Origin of the sequence: Rhodovulum sp. ES.010, assembly GCF_900142935.1 — a bacterium.
Classification (GTDB): Bacteria; Pseudomonadota; Alphaproteobacteria; order Rhodobacterales; family Rhodobacteraceae; genus Rhodovulum.
Map to the genome: position 1 here is coordinate 166,021 of NZ_FSRS01000001.1, position 22,162 is coordinate 188,182.

Annotated in this window: 20 protein-coding genes; 5 read left to right on the plus strand and 15 right to left on the minus strand. The window is 67.8% G+C overall.

Features of this window, described 5'->3' with window-relative positions; translation table 11 throughout:
- The first annotated feature begins 40 nt into the window (after nt 1-40).
- The gene (locus BUR28_RS00875; protein WP_074218389.1) at nt 41-1,000 is read left to right on the plus strand and encodes a sulfotransferase family protein; all 960 of its coding nucleotides are present in this window, start codon (nt 41-43) and stop codon (nt 998-1,000) included.
- A gap of 16 nt (nt 1,001-1,016) precedes the next feature.
- Here the strand turns inward: BUR28_RS00875 and BUR28_RS00880 are convergent, their stop codons facing one another.
- From BUR28_RS00880 to BUR28_RS00915, 8 genes are all read right to left on the minus strand, one after another.
- Entirely contained in the window at nt 1,017-1,766 is a 750-nt protein-coding gene (locus BUR28_RS00880; RefSeq protein WP_074218390.1) for a 3-deoxy-manno-octulosonate cytidylyltransferase, read from the minus strand.
- 3 nt (nt 1,767-1,769) lie between these two features.
- The gene (locus tag BUR28_RS00885) at nt 1,770-2,756 is read right to left on the minus strand and encodes a class I SAM-dependent methyltransferase (protein WP_074218391.1); all 987 of its coding nucleotides are present in this window, start codon (nt 2,754-2,756) and stop codon (nt 1,770-1,772) included.
- Complete coding sequence (locus tag BUR28_RS00890) at nt 2,753-3,541, minus strand: HpcH/HpaI aldolase family protein (RefSeq protein ID WP_217693498.1); 789 nt, start codon at nt 3,539-3,541, stop codon at nt 2,753-2,755. The genes BUR28_RS00885 and BUR28_RS00890 overlap by 4 nt, the downstream gene beginning before the upstream one ends.
- Nucleotides 3,523-4,185 (minus strand): HAD family hydrolase, encoded by a 663-nt coding sequence (locus tag BUR28_RS00895; protein ID WP_083626316.1) that lies wholly within the window; start codon nt 4,183-4,185, stop codon nt 3,523-3,525. Before BUR28_RS00895 ends, BUR28_RS00890 begins: the two co-directional genes overlap by 19 nt.
- Before the next feature lie 3 nt (nt 4,186-4,188).
- Entirely contained in the window at nt 4,189-5,064 is an 876-nt protein-coding gene (locus BUR28_RS00900) for an NAD-dependent epimerase/dehydratase family protein (RefSeq protein WP_074218393.1), read from the minus strand.
- Nucleotides 5,064-6,047, minus strand: a complete 984-nt coding sequence (locus BUR28_RS00905) for a phosphoglycerate dehydrogenase (protein WP_074218394.1) — start codon at nt 6,045-6,047, stop codon at nt 5,064-5,066. Before BUR28_RS00905 ends, BUR28_RS00900 begins: the two co-directional genes overlap by 1 nt.
- A 16-nt stretch (nt 6,048-6,063) precedes the next feature.
- Nucleotides 6,064-7,374, minus strand: a complete 1,311-nt coding sequence (locus BUR28_RS00910; protein WP_074218395.1) for a hypothetical protein — start codon at nt 7,372-7,374, stop codon at nt 6,064-6,066.
- 138 nt (nt 7,375-7,512) lie between these two features.
- Nucleotides 7,513-8,880 (minus strand): surface carbohydrate biosynthesis protein, encoded by a 1,368-nt coding sequence (locus BUR28_RS00915; RefSeq protein WP_074218396.1) that lies wholly within the window; start codon nt 8,878-8,880, stop codon nt 7,513-7,515.
- A gap of 187 nt (nt 8,881-9,067) precedes the next feature.
- Between BUR28_RS00915 and BUR28_RS19770 the strand changes: the two genes are divergently transcribed.
- The 4 genes from BUR28_RS19770 (at nt 9,068) to BUR28_RS00935 (ending at nt 14,426) form a co-directional block, all read left to right on the plus strand.
- Nucleotides 9,068-9,358 (plus strand): hypothetical protein, encoded by a 291-nt coding sequence (locus BUR28_RS19770; protein ID WP_074218397.1) that lies wholly within the window; start codon nt 9,068-9,070, stop codon nt 9,356-9,358.
- 164 nt (nt 9,359-9,522) lie between these two features.
- Entirely contained in the window at nt 9,523-11,277 is a 1,755-nt protein-coding gene (locus BUR28_RS00925) for a PhoX family protein (RefSeq protein WP_074218398.1), read from the plus strand.
- 80 nt (nt 11,278-11,357) lie between these two features.
- On the plus strand, nt 11,358-12,989 hold the full coding sequence (locus BUR28_RS00930; RefSeq protein ID WP_217693499.1) for a hypothetical protein: 1,632 nt from the start codon (nt 11,358-11,360) through the stop codon (nt 12,987-12,989).
- Between the two features lie 105 nt (nt 12,990-13,094).
- Nucleotides 13,095-14,426 (plus strand): hypothetical protein, encoded by a 1,332-nt coding sequence (locus tag BUR28_RS00935; protein WP_074218399.1) that lies wholly within the window; start codon nt 13,095-13,097, stop codon nt 14,424-14,426.
- Between the two features lie 72 nt (nt 14,427-14,498).
- Here BUR28_RS00935 and BUR28_RS00940 read toward each other — a convergent pair whose 3' ends face one another.
- From BUR28_RS00940 to BUR28_RS00970, 7 genes are all read right to left on the minus strand, one after another.
- Nucleotides 14,499-15,500 (minus strand): SUMF1/EgtB/PvdO family nonheme iron enzyme, encoded by a 1,002-nt coding sequence (locus BUR28_RS00940; protein ID WP_074218400.1) that lies wholly within the window; start codon nt 15,498-15,500, stop codon nt 14,499-14,501.
- Entirely contained in the window at nt 15,497-17,275 is a 1,779-nt protein-coding gene (locus BUR28_RS00945; RefSeq protein ID WP_074218401.1) for a hypothetical protein, read from the minus strand. The genes BUR28_RS00940 and BUR28_RS00945 overlap by 4 nt, the downstream gene beginning before the upstream one ends.
- A gap of 108 nt (nt 17,276-17,383) precedes the next feature.
- Nucleotides 17,384-18,394 carry an NAD-dependent epimerase/dehydratase family protein gene (locus BUR28_RS00950; RefSeq protein ID WP_074218402.1) on the minus strand — a complete coding sequence of 337 codons (1,011 nt, stop codon included), beginning with the start codon at nt 18,392-18,394 and terminating at the stop codon, nt 17,384-17,386.
- A gap of 97 nt (nt 18,395-18,491) precedes the next feature.
- Complete coding sequence (locus tag BUR28_RS00955) at nt 18,492-18,803, minus strand: H-NS histone family protein (protein WP_074218403.1); 312 nt, start codon at nt 18,801-18,803, stop codon at nt 18,492-18,494.
- Nucleotides 18,804-19,055: 252 nt separating this feature from the next.
- Nucleotides 19,056-20,552: a phosphomannomutase/phosphoglucomutase gene (locus tag BUR28_RS00960; protein WP_074218404.1), complete on the minus strand. Its 1,497-nt coding sequence runs from the start codon at nt 20,550-20,552 to the stop codon at nt 19,056-19,058.
- Between the two features lie 137 nt (nt 20,553-20,689).
- A complete protein-coding gene (locus BUR28_RS00965; protein ID WP_074218405.1) occupies nt 20,690-21,316 on the minus strand; it encodes an acyl-homoserine-lactone synthase in 627 nt (208 codons plus the stop codon).
- Nucleotides 21,317-21,524: 208 nt separating this feature from the next.
- A complete protein-coding gene (locus BUR28_RS00970) occupies nt 21,525-22,136 on the minus strand; it encodes a helix-turn-helix transcriptional regulator (protein ID WP_074218406.1) in 612 nt (203 codons plus the stop codon).
- Nucleotides 22,137-22,162 lie beyond the last annotated feature (26 nt).

Genomic DNA, 22,162 nt, shown 5'->3' on the forward strand with positions numbered 1-22,162 from the left:
TTGCCCTTTGCGGTCGCCAGGCCCGACTGAGGAGGAGAGGATGGAGCGCCTTCTTGTCATCAACTCGTTCGGGCCGATGGCAAGCACGCTTGTCGCCGGATTGGCCGAGAAATTCGGCTATTCCAACATCCCCCTGCGAAAGCTGCGTCTGAACAAGTACATTTCAGGGGACTTGTCCCTCGACTCGGGCGTCATGCAGAACCGGCTGCGGGAGAACCTCGAGGCGCACGCCAAACCCACGAAATCCGGCGGGGTCAGCGTGATCGAGCGCGACAACCAGGCGCCGGTGCGACTTGTCGATATCGACCGGGTGCGCGACCGCCTGCACCGAATGCAGAGCACCCGGTACCGGGAAATCTCGGAGCTCTTCTCCGACTGCCACGAGACCTACAGCGACGCGGTGATCTACAAGACACCCGTCCACACGCCCGGCTGGCATATCGAGTTGTGCGTGGACTTTCACAACTTCGACCCGGCGCGGCTTTATGACGGCTACCGGCGGCATTTTCCGCAGGTTCATTTCATTCACCTGCACCGCAGCTTCCGCGACTGGATCAACTCGCTGGCCTCCCAGGCGATGCACCAGTCCCGGCTCAAGCGCCGGATCAAGTTCTTTCCGCCCGCGCGCTACCGCGATTTCCAGCGCTACGAGCATGCCACAAGCCGCGTTCCCGGCCTGCACCTCGGGTTCGATGAGATGTTCGACACGCCGATCGAGGCGTTTGCCGAACGGCTCGCCTCCTACCTCGGGCTGCCGGTGCCGGATGTCGATTTCCGGCAGGAGAGTTACGACATGTACGGCAAGCTGCGCCCCTACGATGTCGCGTTCAAGCGGTTCGATGACGGCCGGAGCTACTTGCAACCCGGAACGCTCGACCGGCTGGAGGCGGCGGTCGAAAGCGGACGGATCGCACGTTTTCCGATGAATCTCGGGCTATGGGCGGATTACGTGCGGGACATGAGCCGATACAGGCGGACGATCGGGGAACCCGGGAAGTAACTGCGGCTGCGCGCGCTCAGTTCCCCGCCGATTGCATGATCTTCTCCACCCGCCGCAGGTCCTCGGCGGTGTCGACCGGGTAGGTCTCGTGCTTCGTGGGCACCATCTTCACCTTGTGGCCGTGTTCCAGCACCCGCATCATGTCCACGGACTCCGTGATCTCGTGCGGGGTGGGGGCGAGGTCGAGATATTTCAGCAGGAAGTCGCGGCGGAACGGGATGATGCAGACCTGCTTGCCGGAGTCGACGCCCTCGCCCGGCTTCCCGGTCGGGATCGCCATGCGCGAGAAGCACAGTGCGTTGCCCTGCAGGTCGCAGACCACCTTGATCACGTTGCGGTCGTGGAACTCGGACTCGCTGCGGATCTCGCCGAGAAGGTTGGTGACCCGCACGCTCTCGTCCTCGAAAAAGGGCGCCACCGCCTCGTCGATCATCTCGGGCCGGGTCATCGGCTCGTCGCCCTGGACCATGACGACGACGTCATAGGTCTCGCCGCGCATCGCCTCCAGCTTCTGCAGTGCCTCGGCGCAGCGGTCGGACGCGCGCTCGTGGCGGTCCGAGGTCATGATCGCGGTGCCGCCGATGCTTTCGACGAAGTCGCGGATTTCCGCGTCGCAGGTGGCGACGACCGTCTCGGACAGAAGCTTCGATCCGCGCGTGCCCTCGTAGACATGCTGGATCATCGGCTTGCCGGCGATCTTGGCCATCGGCTTGCCGGGAAAACGGCTGGAGCCCATGCGGGCGGGGATGAAGGCGACGATTTTCATGTCTCAGGTCCTGAATCGGGCAACGATCATCATGTGCGAGCTCAGCCCCGCCGCGGCGAGGGCGTCCTGCATCCGGGCCTTCTCGGCCTCGGACAGATAGGCGGCCATGGTGCGCCAGAACCGGTCTTTCAGGCGGTCGGCATTGTTGGCCATGATATCCATGTCGAGCCGGCCGGGCGTGGTCGCATCGAGCACCTCGAAGCCCATCCGCTCCAGCAGCTGCGCGGCGGATTTGGGGTTGAAGAAGTTCAGGTGATGCGGCGGCGAGACCGACTTGGAGTCCTCCCACAGCGCCTGGATATCGGCGCCCACGCCCGACAGCGTGGTGAACACGAACAGATCGCCGGGGGACATCAGGCGGCCCAGCGCGCCGATGAAATCGCGCGGGGAATGCAGATGCTCGAACAGCTCGAAGCTGACGAAGACCCGCGGGGCCGGGGGCAGGTCGCCCGGCGCGACGTCCTCGAGGAACGCCTCGATGACGGCCAGCCCCTTCTCGCGGCAGGCGTCCGCCAGGCCGGGGCCGGGCTCGATCACCACGGCCGGGCGCTCGGTTAGCTTGCCGATCTCCTCGGCGAAGATGCCGTAGCCGCCGCCGATATCGACGACCGTCGCCGCGCCTGCATCGTCCAGATGGGTCTCCATGATCTCGACCACGCGGCGCGCCTTCGGCTTCCACAGCTTCTCGCGCCGGGCCTCGGCGGTCTCGCGGTAGAACCGCGTCGCCCAGAAGCGGGTCGAGGGCGCCTCGCGGTAATAGGCCGAAAACGCCGAGGCCGGGGGGCGGGGGCTGACATAGAGTGTCTGGCAGTCGGGGCAGAGATCGTAGGTGAAGCCCGACTTGGTGAATTCCGGCGCGCCCTCGGCGCCGCAGGCCGGGCAGTCGATTGGCTCGCGCGGCGCGGTGCCGAAATAGGTCTCGGCATCCTCGGCGGCGAGCTTGAGGTATTCGTCGAACATTGCCTGGGGTCGGATGTCCTCTTCCTTCATCGGGCGTCTCCGTCCTGGGCCTCGGCGGCGAGCGGGTTGGCGATGGCGCTGCGCAGCGCGACCGAGTCGATCGAGTAGGCGAGGAAGCGGTAGCCTTCTGCGATCCGCGCGTGAAGGGCCTCCGGCGAGAGGTCCACGACATGAAGCCCCGCCGGCACGCCCGCCTGGCCCGCGACCTCGCGGATGCGGGCCAGCGCGGCGGTGAACTTGGGCGTGTCGAAGGCGCCTGTCTGTCCCAGCGAGGCCGACAGGTCGTAAGGCCCGATCAGGAGCGCGTCGATCCCCTCGACTGCGAGGATCCCGGGCAGGTTCTGGACGCCCGCGCGGGTCTCGATCATCACCGCGACGAAGGGGGCCTGGGCGAAGGCGCGGTAGGCCTCGAAATCGGTGCCGAAGAGGTTCGCGCGCGAGAACCCGACGCCGCGGGTGCCCGCGGGGGGCCAGCGGCAGGCATCCACCACGGCGCGGGCCTCTTCGGCGGTCGAGATCGTGGGCGCGATGACGCCCGCGGCGCCCGCATCGAGCGCCCGCTTGCATTCAAGCGGCGTCGACTCGGGCAGACGCACCATCGGCAGCGTGCCGCCCAGTTCGAGCGCGCGGAACATGTCGGGCAGCCGGTCATGGGCGATGGAGCCATGTTCCAGGTCGACCGCGACCCAGTCGTAGCCCGCACGGCCCATCACCTCGGCCACGTCGCTGTCGCCGAACTGCATCCAGCTCCCCACCGAGACACCGCCACCGGACAGGCGCTGCCGGAGCGCCGCGACTAGATCCGCTCTGACCACCCGGAAAAATCCTCCGTTTGCGGGCCGTCATGGGCCTGCTGCAGCGGCCCGTTCTCGGGCGTGCGGCGCAGGATGAAGCTGAGCCCGTGGGTTTCAGCCGCCTCCAGATCGGAGCCGGCATCGCCGATGAAGGTGCAGCGCCCGGGCGTCAGCCCATGGGCGGCGAGGCAGGTGGCCACGCCCGCGCCCTTGGCCTCGGGCGCGCCGCGCACGTCGCGGAACGCGTCCGCCAGCGACAGCGCGTCAAGAATGGCGCGGATCTCGTCCGTGGGCGTGCCGGTCACGAGGAAGAAGGGCCGCCGGTTCCGGTTTCCGCGCAACAGCGGCTCGACTCCCGGCACCCAGTCGGCGGCGATGACCTCGTCCACCACCCGGCCGGCGAAGCGGTCCAGCATGTCCCCTACGGACTGCTCGGTGACGGGCAGCCCGGCCCATCCGAGATAGAGCGGGATTTTCTCGTACCGCGACATGCCGCCATGGGCGTTGTGATGGTCGCGCACACGCGCCTTCAGCGCCTCGGGATGGCGGTCGAACAGCGCGACATAGGCGTCGGCCTTGGCCCGGACCGACTCCTTGATCACCCCGTCGAAATCCCAGAACACCGCTTCGGCGTTGCGGAAGGTTTCCAGGGGAGCGGCCGGCACGGCTCAGTCCTCCGTCCCGTTGCGGACTTCGTCGATCAGCTGCAACAGCCCCTGGCCCAGGTCGACATGCAGCGGCGAGACGTATTTGCGCCCCGGTTTCGGCATGTAGGCATAGGGCGTGCGCACGTAATGGCCGGTGCCCGTACGCTCCTCGAAGAGCACCTCGGTTTCGTAGCCGAGGATTTCGGAGATCATGTGCAGCACCTCGCGGATCGGCAAGAGTTGCTGACCGGTCAGCACCAGGCTGTCGTTGCGGAACTCCTCGCCCAGCGCGGCGACACTGGCTTTGGCCGCATCCTCGACATGGATGTATTCGCGCAGGGCGTCCGGGCTGCCGGTATAGGTGACCATGCCGTCGCGCAGCGCGTTGCGCACGATCCGGAAGAGCCCGTTGCTGTCGTCCGAGCGGGGGCCGTAGAGCGAGCCGTAGCGCAGGATCGTGTAATCGAGCCCGTAGGCGCGCTGGTATTCCTCGACATAGGTTTCGGCCGACTGCTTGGAGCAGCGGTAGAACCCGCCGGTCTGGCTGTAGACGTAGATGCTGCTGGCGAACACGAAGCGCTTGGCCCCCGCCGCCCGCGCGGCCTCCATCGCCAGGGCGTTGCCCAGGATGTTAACGCGGATCGTGTCGAGCGGCCGGTCCAGCGCCTTGTCCAGATCGGCCACGGCGGCAAAATTGTAGACATAGTCACAGCCGTCGATCGCCTCGGCCAGCGCCGCGGGGTCGGTGATGTCGCCGACGATCATCTCCTGCCCCTCGGCCAGCCATTTCGACGGTGCCCGGTCGAAGACCCGCACGCCGTGGCCCGCCGCCTGCAACGCGTCCGCGACATGGCTGCCAAGGAACCCCGCGCCGCCGAGGACCGCCGCCCGGCCCATCACGTCTCGTCCTTCTGCAGCACGTATTCGGTTTCGGGCACCGGGCTGCGCAGATCCTTGCCCCCGAAGAAGCGGACCACCTCTTCGGTCGCCTCGATCTCCATCCGGGTGCGGCAATCGACCGACATCGAGCCCATATGCGAGGTCAGGAGGCATTGCTCGATTCCGCTCAGCGGGCCGGCATAGGGCTCGTTCTCGAACACGTCGATCGCCGCGCCGCCCAGATGCCCCTCGCCCAGCACGCGGGCGAGGTCGGCCTCGTTCACGATGCCGCCGCGGCTGGTGTTGATGATCATCGCGTCGGGCTTCATCATCCGCAGGTGTTCCTCGCGGATCATGTTGCGCGTCACCCGGGTCATCGGCAGATGCAGGGTGATCACGTCGGCCTCGCGATAGATCGTCTCCTTGTCGGACCACTCGATCTTGAGCGCGTCGGCCACGTTGGGGTTGGGCTGGATGTCGTTGACCAGCACCCGGGGCGTGCCGAAGGCGGCCAGCCGGCGCAGCACGCGCCCGCCGATGCGCCCCGCGCCGATCACGCCGATGGTCAGGTCGGGGATGCGGCGGCCGAAGAACCGATGCCACTCGCCCTGGTGCATCTTGAGGTTCGAGACATGGACATGCCGGATGAGCGAGAGCAGCAGCCCGATGGTCAGTTCCGCCACCGCGGGCGCCGGTGCGTCGGGCGTGTAGGCCACCGCGATGCCGCGTTCGCGGGCGGCGTTCAGGTCCACGCTGTCCAGCCCGATGCCCACGCGCGAGATCAGCTTGAGGTTCGGACAGGCCGCGATCACCCGCCCGGTGATCGGCTCGGTCCCGGCGACGATGGCCACCGCGTCGCCCACCTGCTCGGCGATCTCCTCCTCGCGCAGCCGCCGGCCGATGGGGTTGATCACGTAGTCGAGCCCGGCCCCGCCCAGAAGTTCGAAGGGCAGCCGGTTGCGCTCGCCGAAGGGCACCGTGGAAATGAACACCTGGCTCATGTTCTGTCGTCTCCGTTCATCCGGGCGCGCTAGGCGCCGCTGGCGGGGCAATCCGATCCGCCACGCGCGCCACCGCGCCGCGCGGGTCCCCGAATATCTCGCGGTAGCGTGCGGTCATCGGCGCCGCCGTTTCTTCGCGCCGTTCAATGGCAGCTTGGGCAAACCGGCGCAAGTCCGCCTCGGTCGTGGCTGCCGCGACGAGGCCGAGATACCGGTAGGGGAAGGCTGGCGTTCCGTCCGAGGCGCGCAACGCATCGGCGGTATCGCACTCCGGCAGCCCCGCGAGGTCGAGCCACTCGACCGCCGGCACGCCCAGCGCGGCCATGTCGGTGACCACCCCGGAAAAGAAGGACAGCGCGAAGGCGCAGCGCGGGGCGAGCGCGAACCAGTGCGCGTTGGTCTCGAACCAGGTGCGTCCCAGCCCGGCGGCGCCGAACGCGGTTTCGTAGAGGTCGGTCTGCGCAAGAGGCACAAGCCGGCGGCCCCGCTGCTTGGGATGCCGCTTGACGACGATCGGGAGGTCTACCTCGTCGGCCACCCGCTTCAGTGCCTTGAGGGCCGCGAGCTTGCGCCCCTTGGGCAGATAGGAGGGGTTGTGCGACCGCGAGATCAGCCCGATGAACCGTTCTGGCAGCGGATCGAGCGCTGCGGCGTCCTCGCGCCGGACGCGAGCGACCCAGTCCGGCTCGTGGCGGGGGATCCCCACCGCGTGGAGCCTGTCTTCGGGCAGTCCGTAGGTTTCGCGGTAATAGGGGCGCTCCAGCTCGCTGAACAAGAACGTGTCGGGCTTCAAGGCGCTCTCCGTCGCGCGGAAGCCTGGCCGTGCGCTCGGGGTGCGGCCTCCATCCGCGATGTTGATGCCGTGGCAAAGCGAGTAGCTGGCGGAGAACAACTCATCCGGAACGATCCCGGCGTTGTAGGGCTTGTGTTCTTCATAGACATCGTAAAGCAGCACCGGGCGAGCCCCGATCAGCCGTGTCTCCGCAAGCGGGACGGGCCGGTCGGACCGACCACGCCCCCTGCCAAGTGCGGCCGAGATCCGGCCGGTGAGGGGCTTCTGCGCCCCGGCCGCGCCGATTATCGCCATGAGGCTGTCCGACTCGCGCCAGGTGCCCGACGGCGCGCGCCATATCACGCGGTCGGTGAGGCGGTCGAGCGAACGGATGAGCAGGGACCTCGACCTGATCTCGTCGACGAATTTCGGCTGCGGCAGGATCACGGTCAGACGGTGCGCCGGGTCGCGGGTCTTCAACTCCGCCAGCACCGGCAGCCAGTTATCGACGATGCCGGTACTGGGCGAGACGAGGAAGGCGAGTTCGCGGCTCATCGTGCACCGGTTGGGGCCGGGCCGTGGTCGGCCCCGGCCGCCCGGAAGCCGTGCCGGGGAAGGAGTGGCTTGGTCGTCATCGCGACGGGTATAGAGTGCCGGGCGCGACCGGTGCAACGGCCGGGATGCCGGGGCGGGCTAGCCGCGCGCGGTGATGTGGAAGACGCCGTCGCCGGTCAGCCTGCGCGCGGCGACGCGGTGGAACCGGTCGAGGCGGCCGCGGAACAAGGCAAGGCGGTCGTCGATCTCGGCATCGGTAAGACCGCCGGGCCATTTCGGATCGCTCGGGCGCAGCCGGTCGCGGCCAAGCAGCCGGCGCAGGGGGCCGATCACCGGGTGGTCTGGGCGCACGGGGCCGGGCGCGGCGCAGAGCCCGCGCGCGGCGGCGATCCGTTCCAGATCGTCGACGATGCGGTCGGCGGAAGCGCGCGTCTCGTCCCAGTCGAAATAGCCGTGCAGGTGTGCCTCGGTCACGGGGTCGCGGGGCAGGGCGCCCGCAAGCGCCCGTGCCAGCAGGTCGAGCAACGCGGCTACGTCCTCGGCCACCGGGCCGGTCGTATTCAGCACCGGGTCCTCGTAGCGCGGGTCGCGCCCGGGCAGGTAGGAGACCGTCGGCCGGCCCATGAAGAAGGACTCGATCGCCGTTGTGCAGCCATGGTGGAACATCGCGTCGGCAGCCATAAGCCAGGGGCCGACCGGTCCCTCGTATACGACATGGCAGCCGGGCCGGCCGGCCAGCGCGGTGCGCCAGGCGCCCTGGTCGTCGCTCGGATGCGGGCGCACCACCACCGCGTGATCGGGGAAGCGCGCGCGGATCGCGTCGATGGCATCCACGAACGCGGCCAGCGCGGTTTCGCCATGGGCGATGGCGCCCATGAACCATTCCCGTTCCGCCTCGGTGCGGAGATTGCCGTTCTTCTCGGCCTGGTCGAGCGGGAAGTCGCGGCCGCGGGCATGGATGGCGATCGCGAAGTTCGAGGGCAAGAGGATGAACCGCCCGAAGCGCCGGCGCAGGTCGGCGGCCGCGTCCTCGTGGATCGCGTTGAGCGGCGGGCGCCAGAGATCGATCCGCGGGGAGCCGGTAACGCGGAACTTGGCGGCGCTTGCCGGGAACCCCCCGGCAAGGATTTCGCGCTGTTGCTCGCCCCAGACGTAGTAGGCCTCGGTCATCGCGAGGGTGCGGTCGTCGAGACGGGTGGCCAGAAACCGGCCGGGCCGCGTGTAGACCGACTGCGATTCCTCGTCGCTCACGACAAGCACATGACCCAGGCGGTGAAGGCGTTCCAGTTTGGGCGTCTTGACGTGGTCGATGCTCTTTTCGAAGACGATGGCACGGGGCAGGCGATGGGCGCGCCGGCGCAGCGCGTTCTGACGGCCCAGCAGCACCTCGAACCCGCGCTCGGCGGCGCAGCAGGCCAGAAACAGCCGCGCGTCCAGTTCGCGGGGCTTCGTCTCGATATAGACATGCAGCCAGCCGCGTCCCCGGCCGGCGCAGGCTGAGGTCATTCTCCGTTCTCCCGGGCCGTGATACCGCCTGCGACCTAGCCCATCGGAATTCGCAGGACTAGCGGAATCGCACGGCCGCGGCGCGCCGCCCGCGCGCCTTGCGACCGATCGCCTCGCGCAGCGGTGCCGACACCGGCCTGTCACGTTCGAGGTGCAGGCTCCTGCCGTCGGGGACCATGGAGGAGGTATGGCGGGGCAGACGGGCTGGGGCAAGCGGGGGCGCGCGGTGGCTCTGATGGCGGCGGTGGCGCTGTCCGGCCCGGCGCCCGCCGCGCCCCTTCCAAAGGGCGAGGGGCTTGCGACCGTCCGCCGGGAATGCACCCGCTGCCACTCGCTGAGGAACATCCGCGACAGCGACGGCTTCACCCGCGAGGAATGGCGCGACTTCGTCTTGCAGATGACCGACCTTGAACGGCGCCCGGCCGATCTGGAGGCTGTGGTCGATTACCTCGCCGAGCATTTCCCACCCTTTGAATGACCGGCGGCGCACTGCGACGTTCTGTGCATCAGGGTGAAATGGAACTGTCACAATTCCATTGAACGCATTGGTTACGGTCATGAACGTGCGCCCCGAACGGGGCGGCGCGCGGCGCCGCGATGGCGCTGCATCTCAAGGCAATGAACAACCCAGAGGTTTCCCCTATGACCCGCAAGACACTGCTTCTGGCGAGCACCGCGCTCCTCGCGGCGCCCGCCTTTGCCGACGACGTGGAGTTCGCCCCGGTACCCTTCCCGAATACCGACGAGTTGAAGCGTGCCGTGCTGGCCTCCGAAAGCGTCACCATCGGCGGCGAGACCCACGAGATCGGCTATCGCGTGATCGCGCGCGGCGGGGACAAGATCGGCGACACCAACTTCGCGCTGATGGTCGACGAAAACGGCGACCCGATCCGGGCCGAGGACGGCTCGGAATACGTTTCGGTCTCGGCCGACTTCTCGTCGCTTCTGACCGTCGGCGACAAGATCTTCAACGTTACCCATTTCGAATCGCGTCCCGGCGGCATGTACCTGACCGAACTGCAGCAGGACGCCGAGACGGGCGAGTTGTCCCCGGTGTGGACAAAGCCCATCGACTTCTCCGACTGGGGCGGCCTCTGGGTGCCGTGTGCCGGTTCGGTGACCCCGTGGGGCACCCATCTGGGCTCGGAGGAATACGAACCGAACGCGCGCGAGGTCCACGAGGCCGAGGCGCTGGAAGATATCGACGACTACTTCTACCCGATGGCGCGCTATTTCGGCGTGCAGCCCTCGGAGATGTCGCTCGACGAGTTCCGCGAGGCGTTCAACCCCTACGCCTACGGCTACCCGACCGAGGTCGCGGTGTCGGAGGACGGCGAGGCCAGCGTCACCAAGCACTACGCGATGGGCCGCATGGCGATCGAACTGGCCTACGTGATGCCCGACGAGAAAACCGCCTACATCTCGGATGACGGCACCAATGTCGGCCTGTTCATGTTCGTCGCCGACGAGCCCAGCAATCTCCAGGCCGGCACGCTCTACGCCACCAAGCTGACCCAGACCTCGGGCGAGGGTGCTGGTGAGTTCGACATGGAGTGGGTCAGCCTCGGCCACGCCACCAGCGACCAGATCAAGGATGTGATCGACCAGAAGCCCGCGTTTGCGGACATCTTCGAGACCGGCGAGGCGGGCGAGAACGGCACCTGCGGCGAAGGCTTCACCTCGATCAACACGACCAACGGCCATGAGTGCCTGGCGGTGAAGGACGGCATGGACGTCGCCGCCTCGCGGCTGGAAACCCGCCGCTACGCCGCGATGATGGGTGCCACCACCGAGTTGCGCAAGGAAGAGGGCATCACCTTCGACCGCGAGAGCGGCAACCTCTTCGTCGCCATGTCGGAAATCGGCAAGGGCATGGGCGCCAGCACGAAGCAGGACGTCGGCGGCCCCGACCACATCCAGCTTGCCGACAATCCCTGCGGCGCGGTCTACGCCCTGCCGGTCGGCGGAAATGCAGAGATCGGCTCGGGCTACGTTGCCCATTCGATGGCGGCCCTCGTCGCCGGAACGCCGACGGAATATGCCGAGGACAGCGAATTCGCGGGCAACACCTGCGACGTGGACGGCATCGCCAACCCCGACAACATCACCTTCATGACGGGCCACAATACGCTGATCATCGGCGAGGATACCGGCTCGGGCCACCAGAACGACGCGATCTGGGCCTATGACATGGACGAGGGGGCGCTGACGCGCATCCAGACCACGCCCTACGGGTCCGAGACGACCTCGCCCTACTGGTATCCGAACATCAACGGCTGGGGCTATTTGATGAGCGTGATCCAGCATCCCTACGGCGAGTCCGATCAGGACAAGCTGGCCGACCCGGCCGACGCGATGGCCTATGTCGGCTATGTCGGGCCGTTCCCGGCCAAGTGAGGTCCGGCAAAAGAGACACATCGGGGGGGGCGCCGCCGGCGCCCCCCCCCTGGCCATCCGACACGAGGGGAAGACCACCCATGCGCCGCATCACGACCGCCCTTGCCCTGACCCTGGCCGCGGCGCCCGCCGCCGCGTTCGACCTGAAGGACAAGACGCTGACGAATCCGACCGCCTACATCCCGTCGCAATGCTACACCGCGACGATCGATGCCGAGGGCGAGGCGCATAACCCCTGCTCGACCTGCCATGTGCGCTCGCGCGCGCCGAACTACATCATCGGCGATGCCGGTCTGCAACTGGAATACGCGTTCCCGAAACCGGCGCTGACGAACCCCTGGAGCAACCTCTTCGTCGATCGGACCGAGGCGATTGCCGCCGTGCCGGACGCCGAGATCGACGCCTACGTGGCGCAAGGCAACTATTTCGATCCCGACGGCACGATCACGCTGGCCCGCGTGCTGAACGACCTGCCGCCCGAATGGGACGAGGACGGCGACGGGGAATGGGCGGGCTATGTGCCCGACTGCCATTTCAACTTCGATGCCGAGGGGTTCGATCATGCCCCCGACGGCACGCCGACCGGCTGGCGCGCCTTTGCCTATGTGCCGCTGCCGGGGGGCTTCTGGCCCACCAACGGCTCCACCGACGACGTTCTGATCCGGCTGGCCGACCCGTTCCGAACCACCGAGGACGGCACCTATGATCGCGAGATCTACAAGGTCAACCTAGCCATCACCGAGGCGCTGATCTTGCGCGCCGACGTGACGATCGACCCGGCCGACGAAACCCGCCTGGGCGTCGATCTCGACAAGGACGGCACGCTCGGCACCGCCGAGAGGGTCGCCTACGACTGGGCGCCGCTCGAGGGCCGGATCATGTCCTGGGTGGGTGCGGCGAAGGGCGAGGGGTTGGCCGCGGGGCTGTTCCCCCTGGGCACAGAGTTTTTGCACACGGTGCGCTATATCGACGTGTCCTCCGGCGAGGTCGCTATGGCGCCGCGCATCAAGGAGGTGCGCTACGGCGTCAAGACGCTGTGGCAGAGCTATGCGGATCTCGAGGTTGGCGGGCTGCTCGAAGCCAAGGAGCGCGCCGATTTCCCCGACCGGATCGCGATGTTCGAGGGCTCGCTCGAAGAGGGTATCTATAACGGTATGGGCTGGCGCTATCAGGCCTTCATCGAGGATGCCGAGGGCGACCTGCGCCCGCAGAGCTTTGAGGAAACGGTGTTCTGCATGGGCTGCCATGGCGGGGTTGGGGTGACGGATGACGCCGCCTTCGCCTTTCCGCGCAAGTTGCCCGCCGACAGCGCCCATGCCCGAGGCTGGTATCACTGGACGCAGAAGTCGCTGGCGGGCACGCCGGAGCCGTTCCGGGCCGATGGGCGCCGCGAACTCCTGACCTATCTGGAGGAGAACGGGGCGGGAGACGAGTTCCGCAACAATTCCGAGGTGATCCAGCGCTTTCTCGATGCGCGCGGCGAGGTGCGTCCCGAGGCCGCCGCGGCGCTCAAGGACGACATCTCGGTGCTGCTCTTCCCGTCGGCAGAGCGCGCCCGGACGCTGAACAAGGCCTATCGCGAGATCGTCCGCGAGCAGAGCTATATCAAGGGGCGCGATGCGGTGGCGGCGCCGGCGCAGAACGTGCATCGCGAAGTGGAGCCGAACCAGCCCACCGGGGTCGAGCAACCGACGCCCGCGTCGCTCTGGTAGCGGGCGCAGGCGTCGGCGAAATCATGCCGCATGGGGCGTTAACCCATGGGCAGGGTGATTGCGTCATCTTGTCCGTAAGGAAACTTGCGGATACGTCCCCAAGCAATGACCGAGGATCGCCAGAACGGCCCCGGCGCGGTCACCGCCGAGCAACGCGCCGACGAAATCGCCCGCGCCTTCGACCGGTTCGCGCCCGACAGCCAGCCCGCGTTCTGGCGCGGCCCGGTTGTGGTCACGCTCGGGCTTGCGCTGGCGCTGACGGGCGGCGCCTTTATCGGGCGTGATCTTCTGACACGCCCCGCGGCGCCCAGCACGCAAGTGATGCAGGCCCCGACCGCAGCGCCGCAGCCGCCCGCGGACGCGGCCCCCCGAAACGCAGCTGCCGCCGAGGCGCCGGTCGCCCGGCCGCCGGTCGCGGCACGCCCGGTGCGCGCCGTCGCGCCCCGGCCGGCCGCCCCGGTGGTGGCCGATGCACCCGCGCCTGCGGCGCCCTCCGCGATCCGCCCGCGTCCCCGGCCGGACAGGGCGCCTGTCGCGCTGGCCGCGGCCGCGATGCCGGCCAAGTTGCGCCCGCATCCGCGGCCCGCCGCCATGCCCGCCACCCGCCTTGCCACCTTTCCCGCAAGCCTGGCTGCGACCGGGCCCGTCGAATCCTGCCCTGTGCGCCTGGCCGCCGGGATGCCGCGCCGCCCGGCCGGCGCCGCGTCAGGCAGCGCGCTCGCGGCCCGCATGTCCGGGCTGGGCGGCAGCGACCGCGACCGCCTGATCGCGCGCGAACTGCTCGCCGGCAACATGCCGGACTTCCTGCGCCGACTCACTCCGGTCACGATCGCCGGGCCGTTGCCGAACGGCCGCCGCGCCGAGGTGACGATCTGCGTCACCCCGGACTACCTCGCGCTCGGGTCCGACGGCGATTTCCTGCGCGTCCCGATGGGCTTGCCCGCCGCGGCCCGGATCGCCGACCGGTTCGGCTTCCTGCTGCCGACGACGCGGATGGTCGACGCGATCTATGCCGAGGCGCCGCGGCGGCTGGCGCCCCGGCCGATGACGCCGGGCGCCCAGATGACCTCGACTCGCTATTTCTGGCAGCACAACCGCACCGTCGAGGGCCAGACCGGCGGGCGCGCCGGGCTGCTGACGGCGGGGCAGAAGAAGGACCTGGTGCTGACCAACCGGCTGCGGCGGGCTCCGGGCCGCGTGGCGATCTACGGGTGGCACCGGCCGAATGGCGAGCCGATCCAGCCGCTCTCGACGGTGCACGGTGCGGCCTATGCCGATTACAGCCACGGGGTGCGGCTGGTGAGCCGGACGGCCTTCGTGAACGGGCGCGCGGTGCCGTTGGAGGATCTTCTGGCCGACCGGGCCTATGGAGAACTGATCAGCGGCGAGGGGCCGATCGACGCGCCGGTCCGGCTCCTGGCCTCGCTCTACCGCTAGCGGCCGCGCGCCGGGATCCCTGCAAGCATTCCACCAGGGATTTCGCCCCGAAAACCCTGTCGCGCCAAGACGCTAGCGCAGGCTCTTGCAGCAGCGGAATCCCAGGTGGTAATTGGCGTGGCTCGCCTGGCTCATCACCCGGTCGCCGTGCCAGTAGGGCGCGCGCCAGCGGCACCAGTCGGGATGCGCGCGGTAGCTGTCCCAGATGAACCACGATCCCTTCATCTCGGTCACGCCCAGCGTCCGGCTGCCGCGGCTGGCCATCTGGTCGGGCGCGAGCGGCAGGTTCATGTGTTCTGCCGCGTTGCCGTTCACGTCCAGCACGCCGAGCGGGCTTTCGCAGTCGGGAAAGCTGCCGGCGGGATAGGTGTTCGATCCGCAATTCCGCCAGCCGCCGCCCGCGCAGCTCGCGCTCTTGGCGCTGGCCTGGGCGCAGACGCCCGCGCGGAAGCCGGGGCCATAGCTCCAGCGCTTGCCCCCTGCATATTGCGCGTTATGCGCCGCGCGCATGCGTTTCACCGCCGCCGAGGCCGAGACCCCGCGGGCGAGGTCGAACCGATAGTCGGCCGGGCCGAGCGTTCCCTGGCAAGCGCCCTCCCATTCATGGGCGTCGCAGAGCCGCTTGCCCTCGGCCGCGCAGATCTCGGCCGCTTCCTTCGCTTTCACCCAGACGACGGGGTAAGCGCAGGGGATATTGGGATACTCGAACCGGTCGATGCAGGCGGTCGCGTCCTCGGGCCGCTGGGTTGCCGGGTCGTAGAGCGGCGCCATGTACTTCGCCCCGCAGATCCGCTCGAAGCGGGGATTGGCGTAATAGGCCAGCGCATCGCCGCCCGCGCGTGCGTGGCAGGCCGCGCGGCTCATCGCGTGACGGGTGATTGCCGGGTTACCCTGTCCGATGAAGCCCGAGCGCGCGAAGATTGCCTTGACGCGGTCCAACCGCGCGCCGGTGACGCCCCGCACCGTGCCGAGTTCGCGGAACAGCGCGGCGTTGGTCTCGGCCATGCTTTGTGCGGCGCCGGGCTGGCCGGCGCCGGCCAGCAGGACCGCCAGAACAACAAGGGTGCGCGTCATTCGCGGGTCTCCTTGCGCAGAAGGTAGAAGAAATCCCGGTTGTCTGCGGCGCCGATGAAGCGAGGCACCCGGCGGCCGTCGCGGCTGGGCGGGTCGATCTGGGCCATACCGGCGACAAGGTGCCGTGTGTCGATGCGGCCTTCCCCATCGGGGGTGTAGACCGCCACATAGGTGTGCTCGATCGCGTTCATGTCGAGCAGCATCGCGTAGTCGCAGCCATAGGCCTGGAACACGCGGGCCATGGCCGAGGGCGTCGCGGTCGAAAACCAGGCATAGACGAGGAACGGCCCGTTCGGCCCGGGCCGGAGACAGGCCCCGGCCCTGAGCGTGCGCAGCTCCGCCTCGGCCGAGCCGGACCAGTTGCCTTCCAGCCAGTTGGCGACCAGCGGGCCCGGCACGCCCTTGCCGGTGGCGGAGTCGGGGGCGACCAGAGGCACGCCGTTTTGCCGGGCAAAGCGGATGCGCGGCAGCAGCCGGTCGTCCTCGCGCGCCCATGTCTTCATGCCCACCGTGCCGTCGGTCAGCACGTAAAAGGTGGCGAGGTCCGGCTGGAGCCGGCTCAGCACCGTGCCGTGGACGACGAAGCCGTAATGGTATCCGTGGTTCTCGAGTGCCCGCGGTCCGAACCTGAAGGCGCCGTGGCTGCGCTTGAAGCCGCCGGTGAAGGTGGCGGCGGCGCGCCGTGCGGCGCTGGGCGGCAGCAGCCCGGTGGGCGCCAGGGGCGCGGGCGCGCCGATGCCGTCGGGGCCGGGCAGGCCGGGCGTGCGGTCGCGGGGGCGGGGCGACCAGTCGAGCCGCGGATGCTCGGTCCCGGTCTCGTAGCCGATCTCGAAAAGCGAGAGGTCGAAGCCGACCAGGTAGACATCCGCGCGTGATTCGATTCCGTCGAGAGTCCGCGGACCGTCCTTTGCGCGCAGGATCGCCGGGTCGATCATCCCGGGGTGCAGCGCCGATGCATAGACGCCCGGCGCGCCCTCGACGGCATACCAGGCGCCCATTTCCATTCGCTCGGGGTTGGCGCCGACCAGGTCGAAAGTCATCGTTGTATACATCACCGGGTCGTCGCGCAGTCGGGCGCGGCCCAGCCCTTCCGCCGCGCGACCGGCCTCCGCGGTGCCGAGGATCTCGCCGCTCGCGAGATAGCGGTCCTTGTAGAGAGTGTTCTTGACGAACCCGACCAGACTTTCACCGAAGGCCACGTTGTCGCGCAGGAATTCGGCGGTGCGTTCCAGGCTGGTGCGCGTGCCTGCCACGCGGTTGCGCAGGTACAGCCGCCCGCCGCAGAGTTCCGCAAAGGGCAGGCCGGTCGCGCGGGCCGTCGCGAGCTGCGGCGTCGCGCCGGCCCAGGGGCGGCAATGCTGGGTCGACTGCGCCCCGGTCAGCGCAATGGCGGGGTCCGGCCCGTCCGTGAGCGCGATGCCCTGCGTTCGCGGCGCGGGGTTTTCCAGGTGATAGGCCTCGGGTTCGGCGCCGGGCCAGGACACGTCCAGAAGGAACCAGCCATTCGCGGCTGGGTTCAGCGCGGTGAGTTTCAGCCGCGTGCCGTCGGCCGCGGTCGCGGTCTGCTCGGCGCGAAAGACCTGCAGGTCGACGACCCGCTTCGGACGGGGGGCGAGGGCGAGGGCGTTGCGCCGGGCCAGTTCCACCGCACTGGGCCGCTCGGGGGAGGCGCCGGGCGCCACCCCGTTCTCCGCAGGTGCCATGCCAGGCCAAAGCGCGACGCACAGCGCGGCCAGAAGGCGCCAATGCGGTCCGATGCGGTCGCAGGCGGTCATCGCTACCAGAACATGCCTTCCCCAAACGCCCGGCACCGCGCAATCGGGCCGGTCCGCTGGGTCGAAGCCTACCGATGGCCAACCCGTTCGGGCAAGTCCGGGATTCCCTCAGAACCCGTAATAGTCGCGGAACCATGCCACGAAACGGGCCACGCCGTCGCGGAAGCCGGTTTCGGGCCGGTAGCCGGTCAATCGCATCAGCAGGCCGGCATCGGCCCAGGTGGCCGGGACGTCGCCGGGCTGCATCTCCATCAGGTTGCGGATCGCGGGGCGGCCGAGCTCGGCCTCCAGCGCGTCGATGAAATCGGTCAGCTTCACGCTTTCGGAATTGCCGATATTGACGACGCGGAATGGCGCCACGGGGCTGAGGCTGTCGCCCTCGGGGACGATGCCGTCCGCGGGTCGCTCGGGCACCGCGTCCATCAGCAGACGGATTCCGCGCACGAGGTCGCTGACATAGGTGAAGTCGCGCCACATCTCGCCGTGATTGTAGACGTCGATCGGTTCGCCCCTGGCGATCTTCAGCGCGAACTTGATCGGCGCCATGTCGGGCCGGCCCCAGGGGCCGTAGACCGTGAAGAAGCGGAACATCGTGCTGGGCAGGTCGTGCAGGTGGGCATAGGCGTGGCCCATCGCCTCGGCCGCCTTCTTGGTGGCGGCGTAGATCGTCAGCGGCGTGTCGGCCTTCTGCGTTTCGGCGAACGGCATCTCGGTATTCGCGCCATAGACCGATGAGGTGGAGGCGATCAGCAGGTGGCGCACGCGGTGCCGCCGGGCGGCTTCCATCACGTTGAAGGTGCCGATGAGGTTCGCGTCGATATAGGCACGCGGGTTTTCCAGCGAGTAACGTACCCCCGCCTGGGCGGCGAGATGGACGATCATGTCCGGGGCGAACTCGTCGACGGCCGCCGCAAGCGCCGCGTCGTCCTCCAGCATCGCCTCGGTCGCGGCAAAGCCTTGCTTTTGCAGCAGCCGTTCGTTGCGGCGCCGCTTGAGGGTGATGTCATAATAGTCGGTGAACCCGTCGAAGCCATGTACCTGATGGCCTTCGTCGAGAAGTAGGTCGGCCAGATGGTAGCCGATGAAGCCGGCGGTGCCGGTGATGAAAATGCGCATGATGGGGCCTGCCTCGGGGCGTCGTGATCGCGCCCCTTATAGGGCAGGCCCCGCCGCGTCGGCCAGACCTCGCGCGACAATGGTGGCGGCGGCTACCGGGTCAGCGGATGCGGAAGTCCTCCAGCTTGGCGCCTTTCTTCAGCGCCTCGTCAAGCCAGTTCGGACGCCGGCCGCGCCCGCTCCACGTTTCCGCCGCATTGTCCGGATTGCGATACTTTGGGCTGGATTTCGCACGTCGCGACTTTTTCCCGACGATTTCATCCAGTGAAAAACCGTACTCCTTGGCCTTTTCCTCGAGCGCCGCGCGGGCCTTGGCCTTCTCGCGTTCGTGATACGAGCTAATGGCTGCCTCCACGTCCTTTCGCAGTTGTTTCAGTTCGTCCAGAGACAGTTTGTCGAGGTCTTTCGCCATGTTTTGCTCCTGCGGCTTCGGCTCGATAGGGAATTCATCTCATTACACAAGTACGCTTGTTGGACAAATGGTCATACATGCCACTTTAGACAGGTCTTTCACGGAAGCGAAGGGAATTCAAACCAGATTTGGCTTGCTCGGGCGTGGTCCATGTCCGAAAGTCGGCGAAAGACTGCCGCAAATCATTAACGGTTGCCGGTCGCCTCGGCATCTGCACCGGACGTTCAACTTTTTCGGTGGGTGAAACGGCGTTCATAGACGTTGATCGTAGTCGCCGACGGACGGCTCGGTGCGGATTACCCGGTCGAGATCGGCGAAAATGGCGCGCAGTTCAGCGTCGCTTTCCGGGCTTTCGCAGACCACCACCAGGTTCGGCGTATTCGACGACGCGCGCACAAGCCCCCAGGCGCCGTTTTCGAGCATTACCCGCGCGCCGTTGACGGTGACGATGTCCGCGATCTTCCGGCCTGCCAGCGTGCCGCCGGATGCACGCAATTCCTCCAACTTCTCGACCAGTCGCTCCAGTACGTGGTATTTCTGTGTGTCGGAGCAATGCGGCGACATCGTCGGGCTGGACCAGGTGCGGGGCAGGGCCTCGCGAAGCTGGGACAGCGAGCGGTCGGGATTGCGGTCCATCAGCTTGCAGATTTCGACCGCCACCCGCATCCCGCAATCGTAGCCGCGGCCCACCGGCCCGGCGAGGAAGTAATGCCCCGATTTCTCGAACCCGGCCAGCGCCCCGGTGGCGTGGACCCGGCGCTTCATGTGGCTGTGGCCGGTTTTCCAGTATTCGGTGGTCGCGCCGGCGGCCTGCAATTCGGGGTCGCTCTGGTAGAGCCCGGTCGATTTCACGTCGACGACGAATTTCGCCTGCGGGTAGAGTTTCGCGTAGTCGCGGGCGAGGATCACGCCCATCTTGTCGGCGAAGATTTCTTCGCCGGTATCGTCCACCACGCCGCAGCGGTCGCCGTCGCCGTCGAAGCCCAAGGCGAGGTCGGCGCCGCTTTCCCGCACCGCGCGCGCCATGTCATGCAGCATTTCCATGGCTTCGGGGTTGGGGTTGTAGTTCGGGAAGGTGTAATCGAGCTCGCAATGGAGCGGCACCACCTCGACGCCGATGCGGTCGAGGATCTCGGGGGCGAAGTCCGAGGCCGTGCCGTTACCGGTGGCGCAGACCACCTTGAGCTTGCGGGTCATCCGGAATTCCCCGACGAGGTCGTGGATATACGCCGCGCGCAGGCCGTCGGTGCGCTCCCAGGCCCCGCCCGGATGCGCCTCGCCCTCGCCGTTCAGCACGATGTCGCGCAATTCGGCCATTTCCTCGGGGCCATGGGTCAGCGGCCGCTCGAACCCCATCTTGACCCCGGTCCAGCCGTTTGGGTTGTGGCTCGCCGTGACCATGGCCACGGCCGGCACGTCGAGATGGAACTGGCTGAAATAGGCCATCGGCGACAGCGCGGTGCCGATGTCGCGGACGGTGATACCCGCCTGGATCAGCCCCAGGATCAGCGCCTGCTTGATCGCCAGCGAATAGTCGCGGTAATCGTTGCCGACCGCGATCTCCGGGCGGATGCCGCGGCGTTGCATCTGCGTGCCGAGCCCGAGCCCCAGCGCGGTCATGCCGGGCAGGTTGATGTCCTGTGGATAGCGCCAGCGCGCGTCGTATTCTCGGAACCCCGTGGGCGCGATCATCGGCTCGCGCAGGAAGTCCCAGGAATTGGGCGTCACGTGGTCGATCGGTCGGATCATCGGGCGGCTCCCTTCGCGCTTTGGCGGGCTGCGGCTTGTCTTAGAGCATGATCGCGCGCCTGCACAGAGGCGCCGGCTCATGGCCTCCGGCCCCGGGTGCGGCAGCCCGCCCGGGGCCCCGTTGCTGCGCACTCGGCTCAGGCCGCCCGGGCCGGTTCCGCCACCGGCTGCGCCTCGCGCGCATAGCGGGCAGGCATGCCCAGCACGGCGTATCGGCGGCCGTCCTCCTCGTTCCGGTAGCTCTCGCCCATCTGGCGCACGTCGTAGCCGATCTGCCGAAGCCCCCGCATCAGTGCGAGCGAGGACAGGCAGATCATCTGCGTGGCGCCGCGGGATCGGGCGATGCCCACAAGGCCGTCGACGATCAGGCGGAGGCACCCGGCGCGGTCCGCGGCGGTTTCGAGACTGTCGTCGATCACCAGTCGCGTGCATTCCCACACCCCGGGGCTTGCGATGTCCTCGGGCATGATCCGCGGGGGAATATGCGGCAGCTTGCCCTGGTAGGCATCGCGCAGCATGTAGGTGTGCGGTCCCCAGGTCGAGGTGGTCGGCATGCACCGGGCGCCGCCGACCATGCGGCCCTCGCGGATCACCACCGAGTAATGCGCCTGGGGCGTGTCGTACTGGTCCATCTCGACGGTGCCGTCATGGGGCACGTCCCAGCCCAGTTGATCGACGAACACGCGCTTTCTTAGGGCGAGGAAATCGTAGAAGGCGGTGCCGTGTTGGTGAAGGTCGGAAAAGGTGAAGGTCAGGGTTTGCATGGGGGGTCCTCCTGGTCTGTCCCGGCGCAAATGTGCGGGAAGGAGGGGCGTACTCCCAACCTTTAAGTTGAGCGATCCGATGCAGGCACATCTTTTGAGCAAGTGCCTGTTGCAGAGAGATGCACGAAAACAACCTTAGGGTGAATGGGTGCTTTTGCGAACGCCTAAAGCGGTACGCTTCTTGAAGTTTCTCTAAGAGAATCAGCGGTCAGAGAACGCCGTGGCTGCGGGCGATCGATGCCGCCTGCGAAGGGGTCTGCGCGCCGAGTTTGCGCTTGGCATTGGCCAGCCGTGCCTTGACCGCGCTCATCGAAATGTCGAGTTCGGCGGAGATTTCCTTCAGACGCATGCCATTGGCCTGCATCCGCAGGGCTTCGGTCTCGGCGCGGGTCAGCTTGCGCGGCGGGGCGCCCGCCTTGTGGAGCTGGGTCAGGATGGCGAGGAGTTCGTGCATCTCGAAGGATTTGAAAGGCCGGTCGCCGCGCGCGAAATTGCCGTAGCTGCGGCGCCCCTGTTCGTCGGGGCAGACGACGCTGGCCACCGCGCCGTAGCGCATCCCGTAACGCCGCGCATCGGCCAGCACGTTGCGGGGGTCGTCGTGCCCCAGCCGATCCCAACCCGTGACGCCGGTATGCCCGTAGACCCATTTCATGATCGGGTCGTGGACCACCAGACCGTTGACCGTGTAGTATTCCACCCAGCTTTCGGGCAGGCGGTTGAGTTCCTCTGCCGGATAAGAGAAGCCGACGCGCAGACCGACATAACAACCGGCGGGTGCAAGTTCGCTCAGTCGATCTGCATATCTCTTCATGAGGTTCATGGCGCGACCCGGCTGCTTACGGTCGT

Bases quoted from the DNA above. Each gene is read 5' to 3' on its own strand.
- BUR28_RS00970 (WP_074218406.1), bottom strand. From the start codon at position 22,136: ATGAACCTCATGAAGAGATATGCAGATCGACTGAGCGAACTTGCACCC.
- BUR28_RS00940 (WP_074218400.1), bottom strand. From the start codon at position 15,500: ATGACGCGCACCCTTGTTGTTCTGGCGGTCCTGCTGGCCGGCGCCGGC.
- BUR28_RS00955 (WP_074218403.1), bottom strand. From the start codon at position 18,803: ATGGCGAAAGACCTCGACAAACTGTCTCTGGACGAACTGAAACAACTG.
- BUR28_RS00960 (WP_074218404.1), bottom strand. From the start codon at position 20,552: ATGATCCGACCGATCGACCACGTGACGCCCAATTCCTGGGACTTCCTG.
- BUR28_RS00880 (WP_074218390.1), bottom strand. From the start codon at position 1,766: ATGAAAATCGTCGCCTTCATCCCCGCCCGCATGGGCTCCAGCCGTTTT.
- BUR28_RS19770 (WP_074218397.1), top strand. From the start codon at position 9,068: ATGGCGGGGCAGACGGGCTGGGGCAAGCGGGGGCGCGCGGTGGCTCTG.
- BUR28_RS00900 (WP_074218393.1), bottom strand. From the start codon at position 5,064: ATGGGCCGGGCGGCGGTCCTCGGCGGCGCGGGGTTCCTTGGCAGCCAT.
- BUR28_RS00965 (WP_074218405.1), bottom strand. From the start codon at position 21,316: ATGCAAACCCTGACCTTCACCTTTTCCGACCTTCACCAACACGGCACC.
- BUR28_RS00910 (WP_074218395.1), bottom strand. From the start codon at position 7,374: ATGAGCCGCGAACTCGCCTTCCTCGTCTCGCCCAGTACCGGCATCGTC.
- BUR28_RS00875 (WP_074218389.1), top strand. From the start codon at position 41: ATGGAGCGCCTTCTTGTCATCAACTCGTTCGGGCCGATGGCAAGCACG.
- BUR28_RS00925 (WP_074218398.1), top strand. From the start codon at position 9,523: ATGACCCGCAAGACACTGCTTCTGGCGAGCACCGCGCTCCTCGCGGCG.
- BUR28_RS00915 (WP_074218396.1), bottom strand. From the start codon at position 8,880: ATGACCTCAGCCTGCGCCGGCCGGGGACGCGGCTGGCTGCATGTCTAT.
- BUR28_RS00885 (WP_074218391.1), bottom strand. From the start codon at position 2,756: ATGAAGGAAGAGGACATCCGACCCCAGGCAATGTTCGACGAATACCTC.
- BUR28_RS00945 (WP_074218401.1), bottom strand. From the start codon at position 17,275: ATGACCGCCTGCGACCGCATCGGACCGCATTGGCGCCTTCTGGCCGCG.
- BUR28_RS00935 (WP_074218399.1), top strand. From the start codon at position 13,095: ATGACCGAGGATCGCCAGAACGGCCCCGGCGCGGTCACCGCCGAGCAA.
- BUR28_RS00905 (WP_074218394.1), bottom strand. From the start codon at position 6,047: ATGAGCCAGGTGTTCATTTCCACGGTGCCCTTCGGCGAGCGCAACCGG.
- BUR28_RS00930 (WP_217693499.1), top strand. From the start codon at position 11,358: ATGCGCCGCATCACGACCGCCCTTGCCCTGACCCTGGCCGCGGCGCCC.